The organism is Dyella kyungheensis, assembly GCF_049913195.1.
GTDB classification, from domain to species: domain Bacteria; phylum Pseudomonadota; class Gammaproteobacteria; order Xanthomonadales; family Rhodanobacteraceae; genus Dyella; species Dyella kyungheensis.
On record NZ_CP183983.1, the window covers coordinates 2,125,580 to 2,144,144 of the forward strand.

Consider the following 18,565-nt stretch of genomic DNA (forward strand, 5'->3'; position numbering starts at 1 on the left):
TTGCCAAGACTAAGCAAGCACCGCACAATGCGGGGCCTGCCTCCATCGGGGGGGCCTTAAGTCCGGTAGCGCCGGCATATCCAATACGAGGGAGTTCTACATGAAGCATTTTCTGCGTCCCACGCTGACGGCGGCCGCGCTCGCTGTTGCTCTGGGCATGACCGCTGGCGTGCACGCACAGGCCGCGAAGCCCGCCGCCGCCCCCGCTGCAGCCGCTCCGGCCGCAGTGGACAAGACCAAGGCCAGCTACGTGGTCGGTTGGGATCTGGCCAGCTCGCTGCCGCCGCTGGTCCGCGCGGAAGTCGACCCGGCCACCGTGGCTCGCGCTCTGCAGTCCGCCCTGTCGGGCCAGAAGCCGACCATGAGCGAAGCCGAAGCCAAGCAGGTCCGTGACGCGTTCGTGGCCAACCTGCAGGCCAAGGCCAAGGCCGAGTACACCCAGGTCGCCGCCAAGAACCAGAGCGAAGGCGCTGCGTTCCTGGCCAAGAACAAGACCGCGCCGGGCGTGAAGACCACCGCTTCGGGTCTGCAGTACCAGGTGATCAGCCAGGGTACCGGCGCCCGCCCGGGTCCGAGCGACACCGTGCAGGTCAACTACGTCGGCACGTTCGTGAACGGCGAAACGTTCGACGATTCGTCCAAGCATGAAGGCGGCGGTGCTGCTTCGATCCCGCTCGCCGGCGTGATCCCGGGCTTCCGTGAAGGCATGCAGCTGATGCAGGTCGGCGGCCACTACAAGTTCTTCATCCCGGCGAACATCGCCTACGGCGCCCAGCCGCAGAACGGTTTCCCGCCGAACCAGACGATTATCTTCGACGTCACCCTGGTCAAGACCGGCCCGACCACGGCCGCTGCTGATCAGGCTGGCGGCGCGAAGTAATCGCCGCAAAAGCTGCTTGAAAGATCCATTGGGCGCGAAGCGATTCGCGCCCAATGTCGTTTGTGGCGGGTGGTTTTTCGTCGCGGCCTAGGGTTTTACCTGCAGCCGAGGCCTTGGTCGGCCTGTTAGAATCCCCGGTCTTGTTCCTGGAGTTTTCGCGACAATGAAGGTCACCATCTTCGGCACTGGCTATGTGGGCCTGGTCACCGGCGCCTGCCTGGCAGAAATGGGCAACCATGTGGTCTGCGTCGACATCGATGCGGGCAAGGTCGAGCGCCTGAAAAAGGGCGAGATCCCCATTTACGAGCCGGGCCTGGAGCCCATCGTCAAGCGCAATCACGCGAGCGGCCAGCTGGATTTCACCACTGATCCCGCACCGGGCATTGCGCATGGCCAGGTCGTGTTCATCGCCGTGGGTACGCCGCCGGACGAAGACGGCAGCGCCGACCTCAAGTACGTGCTCAGCGTGGCCCGCACCATCGGCGAGCATATCGACCGCTACACGGTGGTGGTGAACAAGTCGACGGTGCCCGTGGGCACGGCGGACCGCGTGCGCGACGCGATTGCCGGTGAGCTGGCCAAGCGTGGCGTCGCGATCGAGTTCAACGTGGTCTCCAACCCGGAATTCCTGAAAGAGGGCGACGCAGTGGAAGACTGCCTTCGCCCCGATCGCATCATCATCGGCAGTTCCAGCGAGCGCGCCATCGGCGTGCTGCGCAAGTTGTATGCACCGTTCAACCGCAACCACGATCGCACCGTGGTGATGGACGAGCGCTCCGCCGAGCTGACCAAGTACGCGGCGAATGCGATGCTCGCCACCAAGATCAGTTTCATGAACGAGATCGCCAACATCGCCGAGCGCGTGGGCGCGGACGTGGAACTGGTGCGCCAGGGCATCGGTTCGGATCCGCGCATCGGCTACGCTTTCATCTATCCAGGTGCGGGTTACGGCGGTTCGTGCTTTCCCAAGGACGTACAGGCGCTGGAGCGCACGGCGCGCGGCGTCGGCTATAGCGCCCGCCTGCTCGGCGCGGTCGAGTCGGTGAACCACGACCAGAAGACCAAGCTGTTCGAACTGATCCAGCGCCATTTCGACGGCCAGATCGCCGGCAAGACGATCGCGCTGTGGGGACTGGCATTCAAACCCAACACCGACGACATGCGCGAGGCGTCGAGCCGTCATCTGATGGAGGCCTTGTGGAAGGCGGGCGCGAAGGTGCGCGCGTTCGATCCCGAGGCCAGCCACGAGACGCATCGCATCTATGGCGATCGCGACGATCTGGTCCTGTGCGAGAGCGCCTACCAGGCCCTGGACGGTGCTGACGTGCTGGCTATCGTGACCGAGTGGAAGGCGTTCCGCAGTCCTGATTTCGCGCGCATCCGCGACATGCTGGCCGAGCCGGCGGTATTCGACGGGCGCAACCTTTACGATCCGGTCGCGGTGGAAGAAGCGGGGCTGGCGTACTACGGTATCGGTCGCGGTCGCAGCCTGAGGCAGTGAGCATGGCGGACGAGTCCCTGCAGCATCGATTGACGGAGCTCGAAGTGCGGCTCACCTTTGTCGACGACACGGTGAACGCGCTGGCCTCCGCCGATGCGGAGCTGTCGATGCGTCTGGCGGCGCTGGAAGATGTCATTCGCGGATTGCGCAGCGAGTTGTCGTCCCTGCGCGGTTCGCAGGGGCATGATCCGCACAGCGAGCCACCGCCGCCGCACTATTGATCGACGCCCATTTTTCCGTAACAGCAGCACAGCAAGCGAGTTTCAACCATGGCCGATTCCCTGCGCGATCAACTGCTCAAGAGCGGCATCGTCAAACAGGTCCGTGAAGAGAAGCGCCCGCCGGCGCCGCCCAGTGGCAAGCCGTTCCAGCAGCGCCACGGCGGTTCGCCGTCCAAGGGCGGCAAGCCGGGCCAGCACAAACCGCAGGGCAAACCTTCGGGCCCAAGGAGCCAGGAGGAAATCGACCTGGCCAAGGCTTACGCCATCCGCGCGCAGACCGAGGCGAACGAGCGCAAGCGCGCCGAGCAGGCGGCCGCCGAAGAGGCGCGCGTTCGGCGCGAGCGCAAGCTGAAGATCCAGCAGTTGCTGGAAGGCAAGACCTTGAACAAGCCCGAGGTCGATCACGTTCGCCATTTCGAGTACGGCGGCAAGATCCGCCGCGTGCACGTCGACGCCGACCAGCTCAAGGCGATCAATGGCGGCGAACTGGCCGTGGTCCAGCAGCAGGGGCGTTACCTGGTGGTCACGCGCGAACTTGCCGAGCAGGTGAAGGCGATCGATGTGAATCAGATCGCCTTGCTGGTCGAGCCGGGTAGCGCGGGCGGTGTCGGCGAAGACGGCGTGCCCGATGACCTGATGTGGTGAGCGAGTTGCTTCAGGCGCGCAAAAAAACGCCCGGTCCAAGCCGGGCGTTTTTTATGGCGTACGCGCAAGCGATCAGGCGTCGGTATCGGCGCCTGCGATGTCGCCGGTGGGCAGATCAAAACCCGTCTTGGTCAGCGTCGGCAGATCCCAGCCCTGCTTGGGCGAAAAGCGTTCGCCGTAACGTTGCGCGAGCCGTTCCAGCTTGCCCTTCACCACGGTGGCGCCTTCGCTGCGCAGGTACTGGATCGGGCCGCCGCGGAACGGCGCGAAACCGGTGCCGAAAATCACGCCCGCATCGAGCAGATCGGCATCGTCGACCACCTGGTCGGCCAGGCAGGCCAAGGCTTCGTTGACCATGGGAAGAATCATGCGGTCCTGCAGGTCGGCCGGCACCACGTAGTCGGGATCGACCTCAGGCTTCTGCGGCTTGCCGTCCTGCCAGAGGTAGATGCCCTGGCCATCCTTCTTGCCGCGCTTGCCAGCGGCGAGTTTGTCCTCGAGGCCGGGCGGCAATTCCAGGCCGAGGAAGGGTGCCAGCTCCTTGCCGACCGAAGCGCATACATCCAGTCCCACCGTGTCGGCCAGTTCGATCGGGCCCATCGGCATGCCGAACTTCTTCGCTTCCTTGTCGAGCACCGGACCTGGCACGCCTTCGCTGTACAGGCGCATGGATTCGAGCAGGTAGGGCATCAGGATGCGATTGACCAGGAAGCCGGGCGTGCCCTTCACCGCCACCGGCAGTTTGCCGATCGCCTTGCAGAACGCGAGCGCGCGTTTTTCGGCGTCGGCGTCGAGCTGGTCGTGACGCACCACTTCCACCAGCGGCATCTGCGCCACCGGATTGAAGAAGTGCAGGCCGAGGAAACGCTGCGGCGCCTTCAGTCCCACGCGAAGTTCGTCCAGCGGAATGCTCGAGGTGTTGCTGGCGAGCAAGGCATTCGCGTGCAGTTGCGGTTCGATGATGGCGTACAGCGCCTTCTTCGCCTCGGCGTTCTCGAAGATCGCTTCGATGGCGAGATCGGCCGTGGCCACGCCCTTGCCTTCGACGTCGGCACGCAGGCGGTGCGCGGTGGCTTCCACCTTGTCGGCCGTCTTGAGCTTCTTTTCGTACAGCTGGCGGGCGCGATCCAGCGCAGGCTGGATGAACTTCATCTCGCGGTCCTGCAAGGTGACCTCGAAACCCTTGAAGGCCGCCCATGCCGCGATATCGCCGCCCATCACGCCGGCGCCCACCACGTGCACGCGCTTGATGCCGTGATCGATGCCGCTGCCCTGGCTCTTCATGCGTTCCTGCAGGAAGAAGATGCGGATCAGGTTCTGCGCGGTCGAGGTTTCGGCCAGCTTGGCCACCGAGCGTGCCTCGAGCTTGAGGCGCTGCTGGATGCTGGCGCCGCCGCGCTTCCACACATCGATCAGCGCGAACGGCGCCGGGTAGTGTTCCTTGCGGACCTTGGCGGCCGTCTGTTTGATCACCATCGGCGCGAGCAGCTGGCGCGCCAGCCAGGTGTTGCTGGCCCATGCCTTTGCACGCAAGCCGAACGGACGGGCATGCGGCCGGCGCAGCAGAGCGCGCGCCTCGGCCAGCAATTCGGCCGGCGGTGCCAGCCGGTCGACCACGCCCAGCGCCAGTGCACGTTTGGCCGACAAGGCTTTACCAGTGAGCATCACCGGCAGCGCGTCGGTGGCGCCGATCAGCCGCGGCAGCCGCGCCGTGCCGCCCCAGCCGGGATGGATGCCCAGCATGACTTCGGGCAGGCCGATGCGGGTCTTGTCGTCGTCGGCGGCGATGCGCTGGCGGCAGGCCAGGATCAGTTCGGTGCCGCCGCCCATGCAGGCGCCGTGGATGGCGGCCACGGTGGGACAGGGCAGGCGCGCCAGCGACTCGTACACGCGCTGGCCGTTCTCGATGTTCTCCAGCACCGTGCCCTGCTGGGCATAGGTGACGAATTCCTTGATGTCCGCACCCACCGCAAAACCGAACGGCTTGGCCGAATGGATCAGCACGCCGGCCGGCTTCTCGATCGCCAGGCGTTCCACGATCTGGCCCAGTTCGTCGAGCACGTCGCGGGAGATGGCGTTGACGTTGCTGCCGGCGCGGTCGAGCGACAGGGTCACGATGCCGCTGTCGTCCAGGCTCGTCTTCCAATGATTGAAGCGCAATCCTTCGAACATGGGGATAAACAGGGTGGCCACGAAGCGCTCCACCATACCCTCCCGTAGCGAGGATTGCGAGACGAGCGCCGGGTGCCCGGGGAAGGGATGAACACCTCTTAAAAACCGGAGCTGTGCGCTGCCGCATGAAACGGGCATCGGTTTCCGGCGAGGCTGGCCGCCTCCCTAGGCGAATCGCTGCAGACCACGTAATTTAGGACCGAATGACTACGTCCCTCGCCACCCCCGCCAGCCCGACCCAGGACGGCGCTGAGATCCTCGAACGCATCCTCGCGGCTCGAGGCAATTTGATTGCGCTCGACGGCGGCGAGGAGGTCGGCCTTGTCTCGCAGCTGCGCCCTCTGGTGCGGCGGAGCGGGCAGGCCGTGTATCTGTGGAATCCGCAACTGGGTCTGGGCAATTTGCGCGAAGAACACGTCAGCTTGCCGGGATCGCAACGCCTCAATATCGCCCTGCGCTACATGCTGCAGAGCAATCACTTCGGCATCTATCTGTTGCAGCACCTGCCGCTGCCGTTGCCGATGGCCGATGCCACGTTGCTGCGCCAGCTGGCCCGCGCCACCGCCAGCCATGTCCGGCGCGTGGTGATCCTCGATCCGGCGGAGTCGCTGGTGGCCAGTTTCAACGATGTGCTGGTGCGCCTGAGCTGCCAGCCCAAGCCGGCGCAACGTCCGCGCCTGCGCGACGGCCGCTGGATCCTCTGAGATGGCGAGTCCGGCTGGCATCCTCGTCGTTGCGGCGCAGCGTGAGCTGCGTCGATCCCTGTTCGACACGTTCGATCGCGACGGTCATTTCGTCGTTCATTCGGCCCGCGATGCCACGCATGCGGGGATCCTGCTGGAGGGTCGCCCTCCGCTCGCCCTGATCGTCATCGTGTTCGAGGGCGACGGTCGCGAAGGCATGGCCAGCATCGATGTGCTGCGCGGCGTGCCGGCTTGCATCGGCGCGCCCATTCTTGCCGTGCTGGACGACGGCGCCGTGCTCAAGCCGAACGTATTGCCCGGGGGCATCGCCGATTGGCTGTATGCCTCGCAGATCGAACACGAACTGCTGGCGCGCTGGCAGCGCGTGCATCGCATGGCGGTGCGCTCGGACGGGCTGGAGGGCCAGGCGTCCACGAGCGGCGGCGACTACCGCTTCGCCTTCGACGAAGTGGAGAGCGAGTGGTTGATCGTCGACCCGGCACGCAGCCAGCTGGTCGATTACAGCCCCGCCGTGGCGCGCAACAGCGGACTGGGCGACCACGAACTGCGAGGCCGTCCGATCAGGGACATCCTGGCGGTCACCGAGTCGACCATCGAACAAGTCATTGCCGAGGGCTCGCGCCAATGGCATCCCGGCCGTCGACGCGCGTCGCGCGGTGGCGATCCCGGCGAGGTGAGTGCGCGCGCCGTCAACCATGCCGGCCGCGATGCCGTGGCGCTGATGTTCCGCAGCGACCGGGCCAGTGCACGCGCCGAAGTGGCGTTGGCCTTGCTGGCGCGCATGTTCGCCGCGGGCAGCGGCGACGAGGGCATCGCCGAAGCGGCGCGCCTGTTGTTCGAGGAAATGGCGCTGGATTACGTGGCCGTGTGGTCGGCCCGTCCCGACGAGGGCGGCGCGCCGGTGCAACTCGTGCAGTACTGGCGTGGCGACGAACAACTGTGGCCCGGCCCGCATCTGCAGAGTTCCTTGCGGCTGGTGCTGTCGGGCCAGGCCATGCTGCATCAGGCCGATGCCGCGCGGCTGGCGCCGATGGATCCCTTGTTGGCGCAGCTCGGTTTGGCCGGTTTCGCGGGTTGGCCCTTGCAGGACGAGCGGCGCACCGTGCTGGGCGCGTTGCTGGTCGGTACGCGGCAACCGTTGCCGTCGCTCGCCATCGTGCAGCCGGTGCTGCGTTGCGCGGCCTCGCGTTTCGCGCATGCGATCGAGTTGCGCCACACGCGCGAGCAAGGCCGCGCCGAGGGCCTGCTGGACGCGCTGACGGGCTTGCCCAATCGCCTGCTGTTCAACGATCGACTCGATACGGTCATTCGCGAAGCCAATCGCACGGGCGAATGCTTTGCGCTGCTGTTCGTCGACCTGGATCGCTTCAAGACCATCAACGACACGCTCGGCCACGCCGTGGGCGACCAGGTGTTGCTCACCACCACGCAGCGTCTGCGCGGCAGCGTGCGTGCGTCCGATACCGTGGCTCGCTATGCGGGCGACGAGTTCGTGGTGATCCTGCGTCACATCGTGAAGAACGAAGACGTGCTGCGCATCGCCGAGAAGATCGTGCAGGTGATGAGCGCGCCGCTGCGCATCGACGACGGCACCGAGCTGCAGGTCACCGCATCCATCGGCGTGAGCTTCTTCCCCGATGACGCGCCCGACGCCGACACCCTGCTCAAGCATGCGGACGAGGCGATGTACGCGGCCAAGAGCCTGGGCCGCAACAACTACCAGATCTTCGAAGGCAGCGCCGAGCAGTCGCAGCAGCAGAACCTCGCCTTGAAGTCCGGCTTGCGCCATGCCGAACACAAGGGCGAACTGCGCGTGTTCTACCAGCCCCAGGTCGATGCAGTCACCGAAGACATCGTGGGCATGGAGGCGCTGGTGCGCTGGGAGCATCCGGAGCTGGGCTTCATCGGCCCGGGCTTCTTCATTCCGCTGGCCGAGGAAACCGGCCTGATCGTCTCCATCGGCGAATGGGTGCTGCGCGCCGCCTGCCGGCATGCACAGGAATGGGAGCGTCGTTTCGGGCTGGGTCTGCGCCTGGGCGTGAATCTCTCGGCGGTGCAGCTGATGCAGCCCAACCTGCTGGAGATGGTCTCCGCCGCACTCGACGAGAGCGGGCTGGAAGCCAACCTGCTGGAAATGGAGATCACCGAGAGCATCAGCATCAAGGCGGCGCCCAACCTGGTGGAAAACCTGCAGGGCCTGCATCGGCTGGGCGTGCGGATCGCCATCGACGACTTCGGTACCGGCGCCGCCTCGCTCGACTATCTGCGCAAGCTGCCGGCGGACCGCATCAAGATCGACCAGAGCTTCGTCAAGAACATCGGCGTGGATCCGGATGACGAGGCCATCGTGCGTGCCACCATCGAGATGGCCCATCGCCTCAAGCGCGGGGTGGTGGCCGAGGGCGTGGAAACGGAACAGCACATGGAGTTCCTGCGCGCCAACCATTGCGACGAGCTGCAGGGCTTCCTGTTCTGCCGACCGTTGCCCCAGCCGGTCTTCGAGAAACTGCTGCTGGAACGCCAGCGACTGCTGGCCGGCATCAGCGGCACGGCCGCCTGACTTGCATGGGCCGCGAAGGCCCCCATACTTCCCCTTGGGCGCATGATGCGTCAGTGGGCCGCTTTCCTGGGGCAATGGTGGTCCGACCGTCATGACCGGTGCTCCGCGGGAGCGCCCATGCGTTTCCACCAGCGGTGTTGCCGAGTTGGCGCACTTGCCGCTCTGGAATGAGAACATGCTGAACTAGAACGCGCCGTTCTTGTCTGAGCAGATCGCATCCATTCCCAGGCATCCCAGGGCGCGTGGCAGCATCGACGAAGGAGATGGCCCGGATGGGCGAAAATGAACTGGACAGTGCGCTGGTCGAGCGCGTCCAACAGGGGGACAAACGAGCCTTCGATCTGCTGGTGCGCAAGTACCAGCACAAGGTCATCGGCCTGGTCACCCGCTATGTGAAGAACCATGCCGAATGCGAGGACGTGGCCCAGGAGGCGTTTATCCGCGCCTGGCGGGCCATTGGCTCGTTCCGCGGCGAGAGTGCTTTCTATACTTGGCTGTACAAGATTGCGGTGAACACGGCCAAGAACCACCTGGTGGCCATGGGCCGCCGTCCGCCCGCCGACGATATCGCCATCGACGATGCCACTTTCGTGCCCGGCGCGGACCGTATGCACGAGAGCGCCACGCCCGAGCGTGAACTCATGCGGCAGGAAATTGAACAAACCGTATTTTCCACTGTCCAAGCCCTGCCTGAGGAATTGCGGACCGCGATCACCCTGCGTGAAGTGGACGGCCTCAGCTATGAAGAAATCGCCGAGGCGATGGGCTGTCCGATCGGTACGGTACGTTCACGTATCTTCCGGGCGCGCGAAGCTATCGATGAAAAATTGCGGCCCCTGCTCTCAGACCGCGAGGTCAAAAAAACATGACTGATCATCAACGCGAAAACCTTTCTGCCGGCATGGACGGCGAACTGTCGAAGGAAGAGCTGCGCTTTCTGTTGCGTAGGCTCGACCACGACGCGTCGCTCCAGCAGGACTGGTCGCGCTACCACGTGGCCCGTGACGGCCTGCGCCGCGAACTCTCCCCGCTCGCGTCGGAAGGCTTTGCTGCCCGTGTCATGCAGGCCATCGAGCGCGAAGGCTCGGCGAGCCAGCAAGGCAGGCGCCGGCATTGGCTGCATTGGTCCGCGGGCGGCGCAATTGCCGCTGGCGTGGCAGTGGCTGCCCTGATGGTGGCTCAGCCCGCAGGCCCGGGCGCCGATCGGCTCTCGGCCCAGGTGTCCGCGCCATCGGCACCGGCTGCGCAGAATGTGCAGCTGGCGCAGTCCGAAGCGCCTGCCGTGGCACCGCCGGGGCTCAACGTGTATTCCGAAGTTCCGTACAAGATGAGCCAGCAGGCCTCGGCCACGCTGGAAGGCGACAACGGTACGCCGCTGTATTCGCGCAATAACCTCAACCCTTATCGCGCCGCACGCTACCCCGTGGTCAGCAATGGCGATGGCCGGTACCTGCTGTTGATCCATCCGGACCAGCAGCCCTCCGCCCAGGCCGCCGCCGGCCCGCAGTGATCGAAGGCCGTGTGTCGGTTGCCGCGGCCTGATCGTTCCCTTTGAACCTCTCCATGCCCGTCCGAACGGCGGGCGGGCATGGTGTGCCTGAAACGCAGATGGAGAAGTGCATGAATCGACTTGTCTTGCGTACGCTGTCGTGCGCGGTCGTGATGAGCCTGGCGCTGGCCGGCGGGGTGCAGGCTCAGAGTGCGGCGCCGACGTTGTCGGGCCTGCCCGACTTCACCGGCATCGTGCAGAAGAACGCCCCGGCCGTGGTCCATGTCGAGGCGAAATACAGCGGCAAGAAGCAAGCGAAAGCCCGCTCGGGCGCGCGCGGCATGCCCGATGCGCCGGACGGCGACGACGATCCGCAGATGGAAATGTTCCGCCGCTTCTTCGGCATGCCGATGATGCCGTCGCCCGAGGAACAGCAGCGCACGTCGCTGGGTTCCGGCTTCATCATTTCGGCGGACGGCTACGTGCTGACCAACAATCACGTGGTGGACGGCGCCGATACGGTGACCGTGCGCCTGCAGGATCGTCGCGTGCTGACCGCCAAGGTGGTGGGCAGCGATCCGCAGTACGACATCGCCCTGCTCAAGGTCGACGCCAAGGGCAATCTGCCCGCCGTGGCCGTGGGCGATTCGCGCACGCTCAAGCCCGGCCAGTGGGTGTTGGCGATCGGTTCGCCGTTTGGTTTCGACTACACCGTGACGCAAGGCATCGTGAGTGCGGTGGGGCGCAACCTGGGCAGCCAGGATCAGCCGTACACCTCGTTCATCCAGACCGACGTGCCGATCAACCGCGGCAATTCCGGCGGTCCGTTGTTCGACTTGCAGGGACGCGTGGTCGGCGTCAATTCGCAGATCTATTCCAACACCGGCGGCTACCAGGGCGTGGCGTTCTCCATTCCGATCGACGTGGCCATGAACGTGGTCAAGCAGATCAAGGAAAAGGGTTATGTCTCGCGCGGCCAGCTCGGCGTGATGGTGCAGCAGGTCAGCGACGACATGGTCAAGGCGCTGAAGCTCGACAACGCCAATGGCGCGGCCGTGACCCAGGTGAACAAGGGCAGTGCCGCCGACAAGGCGGGCATTCGTGCGGGCGACGTGATCCTTTCGTACAACGGCCAGAGCATCAACCAAAGCGCGGATCTGCCGCCGCTGGTCGGCCAGACGCCGCCGGGCAGCAAGGCCACCATCGAGATCCTGCGTGACGGCAAGAAGGAAAGCGTGCCGGTGACCGTGGCTGAAATGCCGCGCGACAAGAACGCCATGGTGGCCTCGGCCGATGCCGGGCAGCCCGCCGCCAAGGCCAGCGCCAGCAGCGCCTTGGGCCTGTCCGTTCAGGACCTGGATGGCGATACGCGCCAGCAGCTGGGCCTCAAGGCAGGCGAGGGCGTCGGCATCAGCGCCATTTCCGGCTCGGTGGCAGCGCGAGCCGGCCTGCAGCCGGGTGACGTGATCCTGATGGTGAACCAGAAGAAGGTCGGCAGTGCGGCCGCTTTCCGCGATGCCACCAAGGATTCGAAACCGGGCGACACCGTGCTTTTGCTGGTCCGCCATGGCGACCAGAGCGGCTTTATCGGGTTGACCGTACCCGGTGGCAAGGACGAATGAGGTTGCGGTTCGCGGTGGATGGCAGCGCCGCGGACCGTGATTTCGTCGTATTCCGGTGTGGTCTGGCCGGAATGACCGCCACGATGGGCGCTTGGGCCACCATCGTGGCGGAGGTAGGGAGGGATCGCGCGACGCCTCGCAACGAGGCGTTCCGATCTCGCTTATCCCGTTGAGATGGCCCGCTTTCCCTGGCGCCCGAAGTGGCCCGGTTCCATGCGATAATGCTGGGTTCGTGTGACCATCCCGGTCATGCGCTGCCTGCGCGTACCGCAGATCAGTGAACGCCGCTAGCGTGCTCCATGGAACTGATTCGAAATTTCTCCATCATTGCCCATATCGATCACGGCAAGTCCACCTTGGCGGACCGCATCATCCAGATCTGCGGCGGTTTGACCGAGCGCGAGATGGAAGCACAGGTGCTCGACAACAATCCGATCGAGCGCGAGCGCGGCATCACCATCAAGGCGCAGTCGGTGTCGCTGCCGTACACGGCGCGCGACGGCAAGACCTATCAGTTGAATTTCATCGACACCCCGGGCCACGTCGACTTCTCCTATGAAGTGAGTCGCTCGCTGGCCGCCTGCGAAGGCGCGCTGCTGGTGGTGGACGCTGCGCAGGGCGTCGAAGCCCAGTCCGTCGCCAACTGCTACACGGCGGTGGAGATGGGGCTGGAAGTCGTGCCGGTGCTCAACAAGATCGACCTGCCGACGGCTGATCCTGAAAAGGTGAAGGGCGAGATCGAGGCGGTGATCGGCATCGATGCCGACGACGCCGTCGCGGTGAGCGCCAAGACCGGCCAGAACGTGGTGGAAGTGCTCGAGGCCATCGTGGCGCGCATTCCGCCGCCGAAGGTGGGCGATACCGATCGCCTGCAGGCGCTGATCATCGACTCGTGGTTCGACAACTACCTCGGCGTGGTCTCGCTGGTGCGCGTGGTGCAGGGCGAGATCAAGCCAGGCGACAAGCTGCTGGTGATGTCCACCGGCCGTGCGCATGAAGTGAGCGAAGTGGGCGTGTTCACGCCCAAGCGCAAGAAGCTGGCCAAGCTGTCGCCGGGTGAAGTGGGCTGGATCACCGCGTCGATCAAGGACGTGCACGGCGCACCGGTGGGCGACACGCTCACGCTGGCGGCCAAGCCGGCGGAGAAGCCGCTGGCGGGCTTCCAGACCATGCAGCCGCGCGTGTTCGCCGGCCTGTTCCCGGTCTCGGCCGACGACTATCCGGCACTGCGCGAAGCGCTCGACAAGCTGCGCCTCAACGACGCGGCGCTGTTCTTCGAGCCGGAAAGTTCCGAGGCGATGGGTTTCGGTTTCCGCTGCGGCTTCCTCGGCATGCTGCACATGGAAATCGTGCAGGAACGCCTGGAACGCGAATACGATCTCGACCTGATCACCACCGCGCCCACCGTGGTGTACGAAGTGCTCAAGAGCGACGGCTCGATCCTGATGCTGGACAACCCGGCCAAGTTGCCGGCACCGCACCTGATGCAGGAAATCCGCGAGCCGATCATCGTCGCCAGCATCCTCACGCCGCCCGACTACATCGGCAACATCATCACGCTGTGCGAGGAAAAGCGCGGCGTGCAGCGTTCCATCCAGTACCTGGCCACCCAGGTGCAGATCACCTATGAAATGCCGCTGGCCGAGGTGGTGCTCGACTTCTTCGATCGCCTGAAGTCGGTGTCGCGCGGTTATGCGTCGATGGACTACCACTTCGAACGCTTCGAGCCGGGTCCGTTCGTGCGCGTGGACGTGCTGATCAACGGCGACCGCGTGGATGCGCTGAGCCTGATCGTGCATCGCGTGCATGCCGAGCGTCGCGGTCGCGACCTGGTCGAGCGCATGAAGGACCTGATCCCGCGCCAGCAGTTCGACGTGGCCATCCAGGCCGCGATCGGCGCGCAGATCGTCGCCCGTTCCACCGTGAAGGCCCTGCGAAAGAACGTGCTGGCCAAATGCTACGGCGGCGACGTGAGCCGAAAGAAGAAGCTGCTGGAGAAGCAGAAGGAAGGCAAGAAGCGCATGAAGCAGGTGGGTCGCGTGGAGATCCCGCAGGAAGCGTTCCTTGCCGTATTGAAGGTGGATAAGTAAAGCTGGGCCCGGGGCATCGGTGGGCCAAGGCCGCTGTTGGGCGCCTTGCCGGTCGACCGCTCCACGCAACACCCTCGTTTCCCTGCTCCTGAGGAGCTTTCAATGGATTTTGATTTTTCGGCGATTCTGCTTGGCCTGACCGTGCTGTTCGGCGTGGTGTGGGGGCTGGACCGCCTGTTGTTCTACAAGTCGCGCAAGGCCAAGGCCGAGGCGGCGGGCAAAGAGCCGCACGAGCCGATGGCGGTGGACTGGGCGCGGTCCCTGTTCCCGGTGGTGCTGGTGGTGCTGGTGCTGCGTTCGTTCGTGGCCGAGCCGTTCCGCATTCCATCCGGTTCGATGATGCCGACGCTGGACGTGGGCGACTTCATCCTGGTCAACAAGTTCTCCTACGGCCTGCGCCTGCCGGCGTTCAACAACAAGTTCGTCAGCCTGGGCGAGCCCAAGCGCGGCGACGTGGTGGTGTTCCGCTTCCCGGGCTACCTGTGCGAAGACGGCGGCAAGCTGGTGCGCAGCGGCGACCAGAGCTGCGCCGATCCGCATGCCCCGGTGCCCAGCCAGAACTGGATCAAGCGCGTCATCGGTTTGCCCGGCGACCGCGTCGAAATGCACGGTGACCAGCTGATCGTGAACGGCGAACCCGTCGCTGCCGATCTGGTCGGTCCGTATGAGGGCGACCCCAAGCGCGCCGAATCGCGCCTGATGCTGGAAATGGGCGCCACGTTGTGGAACGAGCACCTGCCGAACGGCGAGGGTGGCGTGGTCAATCACCTGACCGCGCGCATGCCCAACTATGCCGTGCCGCCGCCGCTGCCCAACCCGCACGTGCCGCTGGTGGTGCCGCAGGGCTGCTACCTGGCGATGGGCGACAACCGCTACAACAGCACCGACAGCCGCTGGTGGGGCTGCCTGCCGGAACAGAATCTGGCCGGCAAGGCTTTCCTGATCTGGCTGAGCTGGACCGGCTCGGGCGTGGCCTTCCATCGCATGGGCACGGTCATTCACTAAAAGCGTGACGGGCATAGAGATGTGCCCGGTGACGTTCACCGCGGCTTGGCGCGACAATGCACGCGCCAGGCCGCTACCGGAGCGTCTCGGTGGCGCATCGCCCATACACCGGTTTTTCGCCGTCAGGCGGCATAGCGAGGGGACTATGAAATCGAAGCAAACAGGCATCACCCTGATCGGGTTTCTCGTGGTGCTGATGGTGGTGAGCTTTTTTGGCTATATGGCGATGAAGCTGGTGCCGGCCTATACCGAATTCATGGGCGTCAGCAAGGCGATGAGCCAGCTGGCAACCGAAGATGGTCCGAAATCGGTGACCCAGGTCCGCAATGACCTGATGAAGAAGCTGGATTTCCAGTACGTGAGCGATGACACCATCACGCCGCAAGACATCACCATCAAGCGCACCGGCAATGCGTCGCAGCTCAATATCAGCTACGACAAGCGTATTCCTTTTATGTACAACATCGACTTCCTGCTGCACTTCGAAAAGAGCGTTGCATTGCAGGGCAACGTCGAAGGCTAAACCAAGGCCCTGAGATTTGACCAAGCTCGCTTATCGTTTTCGTGATCCTGCCCTGGCGCAGCTGGCGCTGACTCACCGCAGCGCCGGGCGGCCAAACAATGAGCGGCTGGAATTCCTCGGCGATGCGCTGTTGGGCGTGATGGTGGCCGAGGTGCTGTACGAGGCCCACCCGAACGCCAGCGAAGGCGAGATGTCCCGATTGCGCGCGCAACTGGTGAACGGCCAGGCGTTGGCCGTCATCGCGCGGGAGCTGGAGCTGGGCGACGAGCTCAAGCTGGGTTCGGGTGAGCTGAAAAGCGGCGGTTTCCGCCGCGATTCCATCCTCGCCGACGCCTTCGAGGCGCTGGTGGCGGCGGTCTATCTCGATGCCGGCTTCGAGGCGTGTCGCACGGTGGTGCGAGGCTTGTTCGAACCGCTGGTGGCCGCCATTCCACGTTCTTCCAAGGATGCCAAGACCCGCCTGCAGGAGCATCTGCAGGCCCACGGCTGGCCCTTGCCGCAGTACGATCTGATCGACAGCCACGGCGAAGACCACGCCAAGACCTTCGACGTTTCCTGCGACATTACCGAACCGGCCCCGATCCGGGCCGATGGCCGCGGCTCCAGCCGCCGCGCCGCCGAACAAGACGCTGCAGAAACCGTGCTGCGCCGACTGCAGGAACTGAACCTATGAACGACGACAACGAACTCGATCTCGGCAAACCGGCCGAACTTCCCCACGACGATTTTCGCTGCGGCACCGTAGCGCTGGCGGGGCGTCCCAACGTGGGCAAGTCGACCTTGCTCAATGCACTGATCGGGTTCCGGCTGTCCATCGTCAGCCCGCGTCCGCAGACCACGCGCCATCGCATCCTGGGCATCGCTACCAGCGAGGCCGGGCAGATCATGTACGTGGACACGCCGGGCCTGCATCGCGGCGCCAAGCGCGCCATGAACCGCAGCCTCAACCGTGCGGCGCGTTCGGCGATCAGCGAAGTGGATGTGGTCGTGCAGGTGATCGAAGCGGGCCGCTGGACCGACGAGGACGAGGCGCTCTACGACGCCCTGGTCGAGCAGAAAGTGCCGCGCCTGCTGGTGATCAACAAGGTCGACCTGGCCAAGGACAAGTCGACCATGCTGCCGTTCGTGTCCGAGCTGATGGCGCGACACAGTTTCGACGACGTGTATTACGTCAGCGCGCTCAAGGAAAAGGGCCTGAAAGAGCTGGAAAACGGCATTCTCAAGCGATTGCCGGTACAGCCGCCGGTGTTTGGCGAAGACGAAGTCACCGACCGCAGCGAGCGTTTCCTCGCCGCCGAAATGGTTCGCGAGCAGCTGATGCTGCGCCTGGATCAGGAGCTGCCGTACGCCACCACGGTGGAGATCGAGCAGTTCAGCGACCGCCCGGACGGCATCGCGGAAATCCATGCGGTGATCTGGGTGGAACGCGACGGCCAGAAGGCCATCGTGATCGGCAATGGCGGCGCGCAGCTCAAGGCTATCGGTACCTCCGCGCGCCGGCACATGGAGCGTACGTTCGAGCGCAAGGTATTCCTGCGCCTGTGGGTGAAGGTGCGCGAAGGCTGGGTCGACGACGAGACCATGCTGAAGAAGTTCGGCTACACCGATTGAGCGAGCGTTGCGAATGCCGGTGACGTCGCGCGAGTCTTCGAACCGGTAAGCTTCGCCCATGCGCATCGAACAGCAGCCGGCCTATGTGCTTCATTCGCGGCCCTACCGCGAGACCTCGCTGCTGCTCGAATGCCTGACCCGCGACCATGGCCGCCTCGGCGTGGTCGCGCGCGGCGTGCGGCGCGAGCGGGCACGCGTGCAGCGCGCGCAGCTAGAACCGTTCCAACCGCTGTCGCTCGATCTCCTTTTGCGCGGCGAGCTGGCCACCCTGCAGTCCGCCGAGCACGTGGCGCCACCTTTGCGCCTGACCGGCGATGCGGGCCTGGCCGGACTCTATTTGAACGAGCTGTCGGTGCGGCTTACCGGCCGCCAGGATCCGCTGCCCGAACTGTTCGATGCCTATGCACGCACACTGCCGCGTCTGGCCGGCGGCGAGCCGCTGGCATGGAGTCTGCGGCGGTTCGAGCGCGATCTGCTGGAAGCCGTGGGCTATGGCCTCCAGCTCGAGTTCGAGGCGGAATCGGGCGAACCGGTGGAACCGACCCAGCTCTATCGCTATGCGGTGGAGCAGGGCCCTGCGCCATGCCGAGCGGGAACGGCACATGCCCTGCGCGGAGCCGATCTACTGGCCTTGTCGGAAGACGTCATGCCCGATGCGGCTGGCCTGTCGGCGCTGCGCGTGATGATGCGCGAGGTGATCCGCTTTCATCTCGGTGGCGGCGAGCTGCGTGCCTGGCACGTGCTGGGCGCGGCGATGTCGCGCCGCTGAACTCAGCTCTCGGCTTCGCGGTCGAGCGCTTCCAGGGTGGCGAGCAGGGAGCGGCGGAAGCGCGACAGCGGCGCCAGCGAGCCGGAATGTCGCAGCTTCAGATGACGCTGCAGCACGGTGGCTTGCACGCCCAGCGCGGCGGCGCCGCAGAAGCCGCAGGACGAACGCAGGCGATGCAGGCGCTCCGCCAGCACGGTGGTGTCCTCCAGCAATTCATCGAGATCCTGGTACAGCGCGGCCAGTTCCGCCCGCAGCAGCGTGCGCATGGCTTTCACCACGTCCGCATCGCCCATGGTGGCCAATGCCTGGGCATCGTCCAGCAAGGGTGCTGCGTTCGCACCGGCTTGAACGAGCGCCAGAATGCGGCGCAGGTCGGCCAGGTTGCAGGGCTTCTGCAACACCTCGCTGAATTCGGCGGAGAGCAGCCGCTGCCGCTCGGTGAGGCCCATCTCCGCGCTGGTGGCCACGGCGGTGCAATCGGTCGAGCGGGCCTGCGGGTCCCTGCGCAGGGTCGAAAGCACCTCCTCGGCACCCGCACCGGGCATGCGGCAGTCCAGCAGCAGCAGGTCGAATGCCTGCTGGCGCGCCATCGCAATCGCGGAGGGGCCGTCATGGCAGGCTTGGGCATCCAGCCCCAGGCTGCGCAAGGCTTCCACCAGGAAAAGACGGCTGCTCGGGTCATCGTCCGCGACCAGGGCGCGGACGGCATCGGCGCCACCCCGGTGGCCTGAAGGGTCGCTGGAAGGCTGGTTTTGCATGACTAGTCCGTGTCG

The 18,565-nt window shown here is 65.2% G+C and carries 17 protein-coding genes; 15 read left to right on the forward strand and 2 right to left on the reverse strand.

Features of this window, described 5'->3' with window-relative positions:
- The first annotated feature begins 100 nt into the window (after positions 1 to 100).
- The 4 genes from ACN9MB_RS09540 (at position 101) to ACN9MB_RS09555 (ending at position 3,247) form a co-directional block, all read left to right on the forward strand.
- The gene (locus ACN9MB_RS09540; RefSeq protein WP_204635685.1) at positions 101 to 880 is read left to right on the forward strand and encodes an FKBP-type peptidyl-prolyl cis-trans isomerase N-terminal domain-containing protein; all 780 of its coding nucleotides are present in this window, start codon (positions 101 to 103) and stop codon (positions 878 to 880) included.
- A gap of 163 nt (positions 881 to 1,043) precedes the next feature.
- Complete coding sequence (locus ACN9MB_RS09545; RefSeq protein ID WP_426271621.1) at positions 1,044 to 2,381, forward strand: UDP-glucose dehydrogenase family protein; 1,338 nt, start codon at positions 1,044 to 1,046, stop codon at positions 2,379 to 2,381.
- A 2-nt stretch (positions 2,382 to 2,383) separates the two neighbouring features.
- On the forward strand, positions 2,384 to 2,602 hold the full coding sequence (locus tag ACN9MB_RS09550) for a SlyX family protein (RefSeq protein ID WP_204635687.1): 219 nt from the start codon (positions 2,384 to 2,386) through the stop codon (positions 2,600 to 2,602).
- A 48-nt stretch (positions 2,603 to 2,650) separates the two neighbouring features.
- Positions 2,651 to 3,247: a DUF2058 domain-containing protein gene (locus tag ACN9MB_RS09555; protein WP_426271622.1), complete on the forward strand. Its 597-nt coding sequence runs from the start codon at positions 2,651 to 2,653 to the stop codon at positions 3,245 to 3,247.
- A gap of 72 nt (positions 3,248 to 3,319) precedes the next feature.
- Here ACN9MB_RS09555 and ACN9MB_RS09560 read toward each other — a convergent pair whose 3' ends face one another.
- The gene (locus tag ACN9MB_RS09560; protein WP_426271903.1) at positions 3,320 to 5,419 is read right to left on the reverse strand and encodes a 3-hydroxyacyl-CoA dehydrogenase NAD-binding domain-containing protein; all 2,100 of its coding nucleotides are present in this window, start codon (positions 5,417 to 5,419) and stop codon (positions 3,320 to 3,322) included.
- 203 nt (positions 5,420 to 5,622) lie between these two features.
- Between ACN9MB_RS09560 and ACN9MB_RS09565 the strand changes: the two genes are divergently transcribed.
- From ACN9MB_RS09565 to recO, 11 genes are all read left to right on the forward strand, one after another.
- A complete protein-coding gene (locus ACN9MB_RS09565) occupies positions 5,623 to 6,123 on the forward strand; it encodes a hypothetical protein (protein ID WP_204635689.1) in 501 nt (166 codons plus the stop codon).
- 1 nt (position 6,124) lies between these two features.
- The gene (locus tag ACN9MB_RS09570) at positions 6,125 to 8,683 is read left to right on the forward strand and encodes a putative bifunctional diguanylate cyclase/phosphodiesterase (protein WP_204635690.1); all 2,559 of its coding nucleotides are present in this window, start codon (positions 6,125 to 6,127) and stop codon (positions 8,681 to 8,683) included.
- A 272-nt stretch (positions 8,684 to 8,955) separates the two neighbouring features.
- Positions 8,956 to 9,552, forward strand: coding sequence for an RNA polymerase sigma factor RpoE (gene rpoE / locus ACN9MB_RS09575; protein WP_204635691.1), 597 nt, complete (start codon positions 8,956 to 8,958; stop codon positions 9,550 to 9,552).
- On the forward strand, positions 9,549 to 10,193 hold the full coding sequence (locus tag ACN9MB_RS09580; RefSeq protein ID WP_426271623.1) for a sigma-E factor negative regulatory protein: 645 nt from the start codon (positions 9,549 to 9,551) through the stop codon (positions 10,191 to 10,193). The genes rpoE and ACN9MB_RS09580 overlap by 4 nt, the downstream gene beginning before the upstream one ends.
- Before the next feature lie 110 nt (positions 10,194 to 10,303).
- Complete coding sequence (locus tag ACN9MB_RS09585; protein ID WP_426271624.1) at positions 10,304 to 11,794, forward strand: DegQ family serine endoprotease; 1,491 nt, start codon at positions 10,304 to 10,306, stop codon at positions 11,792 to 11,794.
- Positions 11,795 to 12,093: 299 nt separating this feature from the next.
- A complete protein-coding gene (lepA, locus tag ACN9MB_RS09590; RefSeq protein WP_204635694.1) occupies positions 12,094 to 13,884 on the forward strand; it encodes a translation elongation factor 4 in 1,791 nt (596 codons plus the stop codon).
- 102 nt (positions 13,885 to 13,986) lie between these two features.
- Positions 13,987 to 14,889 carry a signal peptidase I gene (gene lepB, locus ACN9MB_RS09595; RefSeq protein ID WP_204635695.1) on the forward strand — a complete coding sequence of 301 codons (903 nt, stop codon included), beginning with the start codon at positions 13,987 to 13,989 and terminating at the stop codon, positions 14,887 to 14,889.
- 145 nt (positions 14,890 to 15,034) lie between these two features.
- A complete protein-coding gene (locus tag ACN9MB_RS09600; protein ID WP_426271625.1) occupies positions 15,035 to 15,412 on the forward strand; it encodes a DUF4845 domain-containing protein in 378 nt (125 codons plus the stop codon).
- A gap of 16 nt (positions 15,413 to 15,428) precedes the next feature.
- Positions 15,429 to 16,085 (forward strand): ribonuclease III, encoded by a 657-nt coding sequence (gene rnc / locus ACN9MB_RS09605; RefSeq protein WP_204635697.1) that lies wholly within the window; start codon positions 15,429 to 15,431, stop codon positions 16,083 to 16,085.
- The gene (gene era / locus ACN9MB_RS09610; RefSeq protein WP_426271626.1) at positions 16,082 to 17,023 is read left to right on the forward strand and encodes a GTPase Era; all 942 of its coding nucleotides are present in this window, start codon (positions 16,082 to 16,084) and stop codon (positions 17,021 to 17,023) included. Before rnc ends, era begins: the two co-directional genes overlap by 4 nt.
- Positions 17,024 to 17,081: 58 nt before the next feature.
- Positions 17,082 to 17,792 (forward strand): DNA repair protein RecO, encoded by a 711-nt coding sequence (recO, locus tag ACN9MB_RS09615; protein ID WP_204635699.1) that lies wholly within the window; start codon positions 17,082 to 17,084, stop codon positions 17,790 to 17,792.
- Between the two features lie 2 nt (positions 17,793 to 17,794).
- On the opposite strand, the gene ACN9MB_RS09620 is transcribed toward recO, so the two are convergent.
- The gene (locus tag ACN9MB_RS09620) at positions 17,795 to 18,550 is read right to left on the reverse strand and encodes a response regulator (protein ID WP_426271627.1); all 756 of its coding nucleotides are present in this window, start codon (positions 18,548 to 18,550) and stop codon (positions 17,795 to 17,797) included.
- Between the last annotated feature and the right edge of the window lie 15 nt (positions 18,551 to 18,565).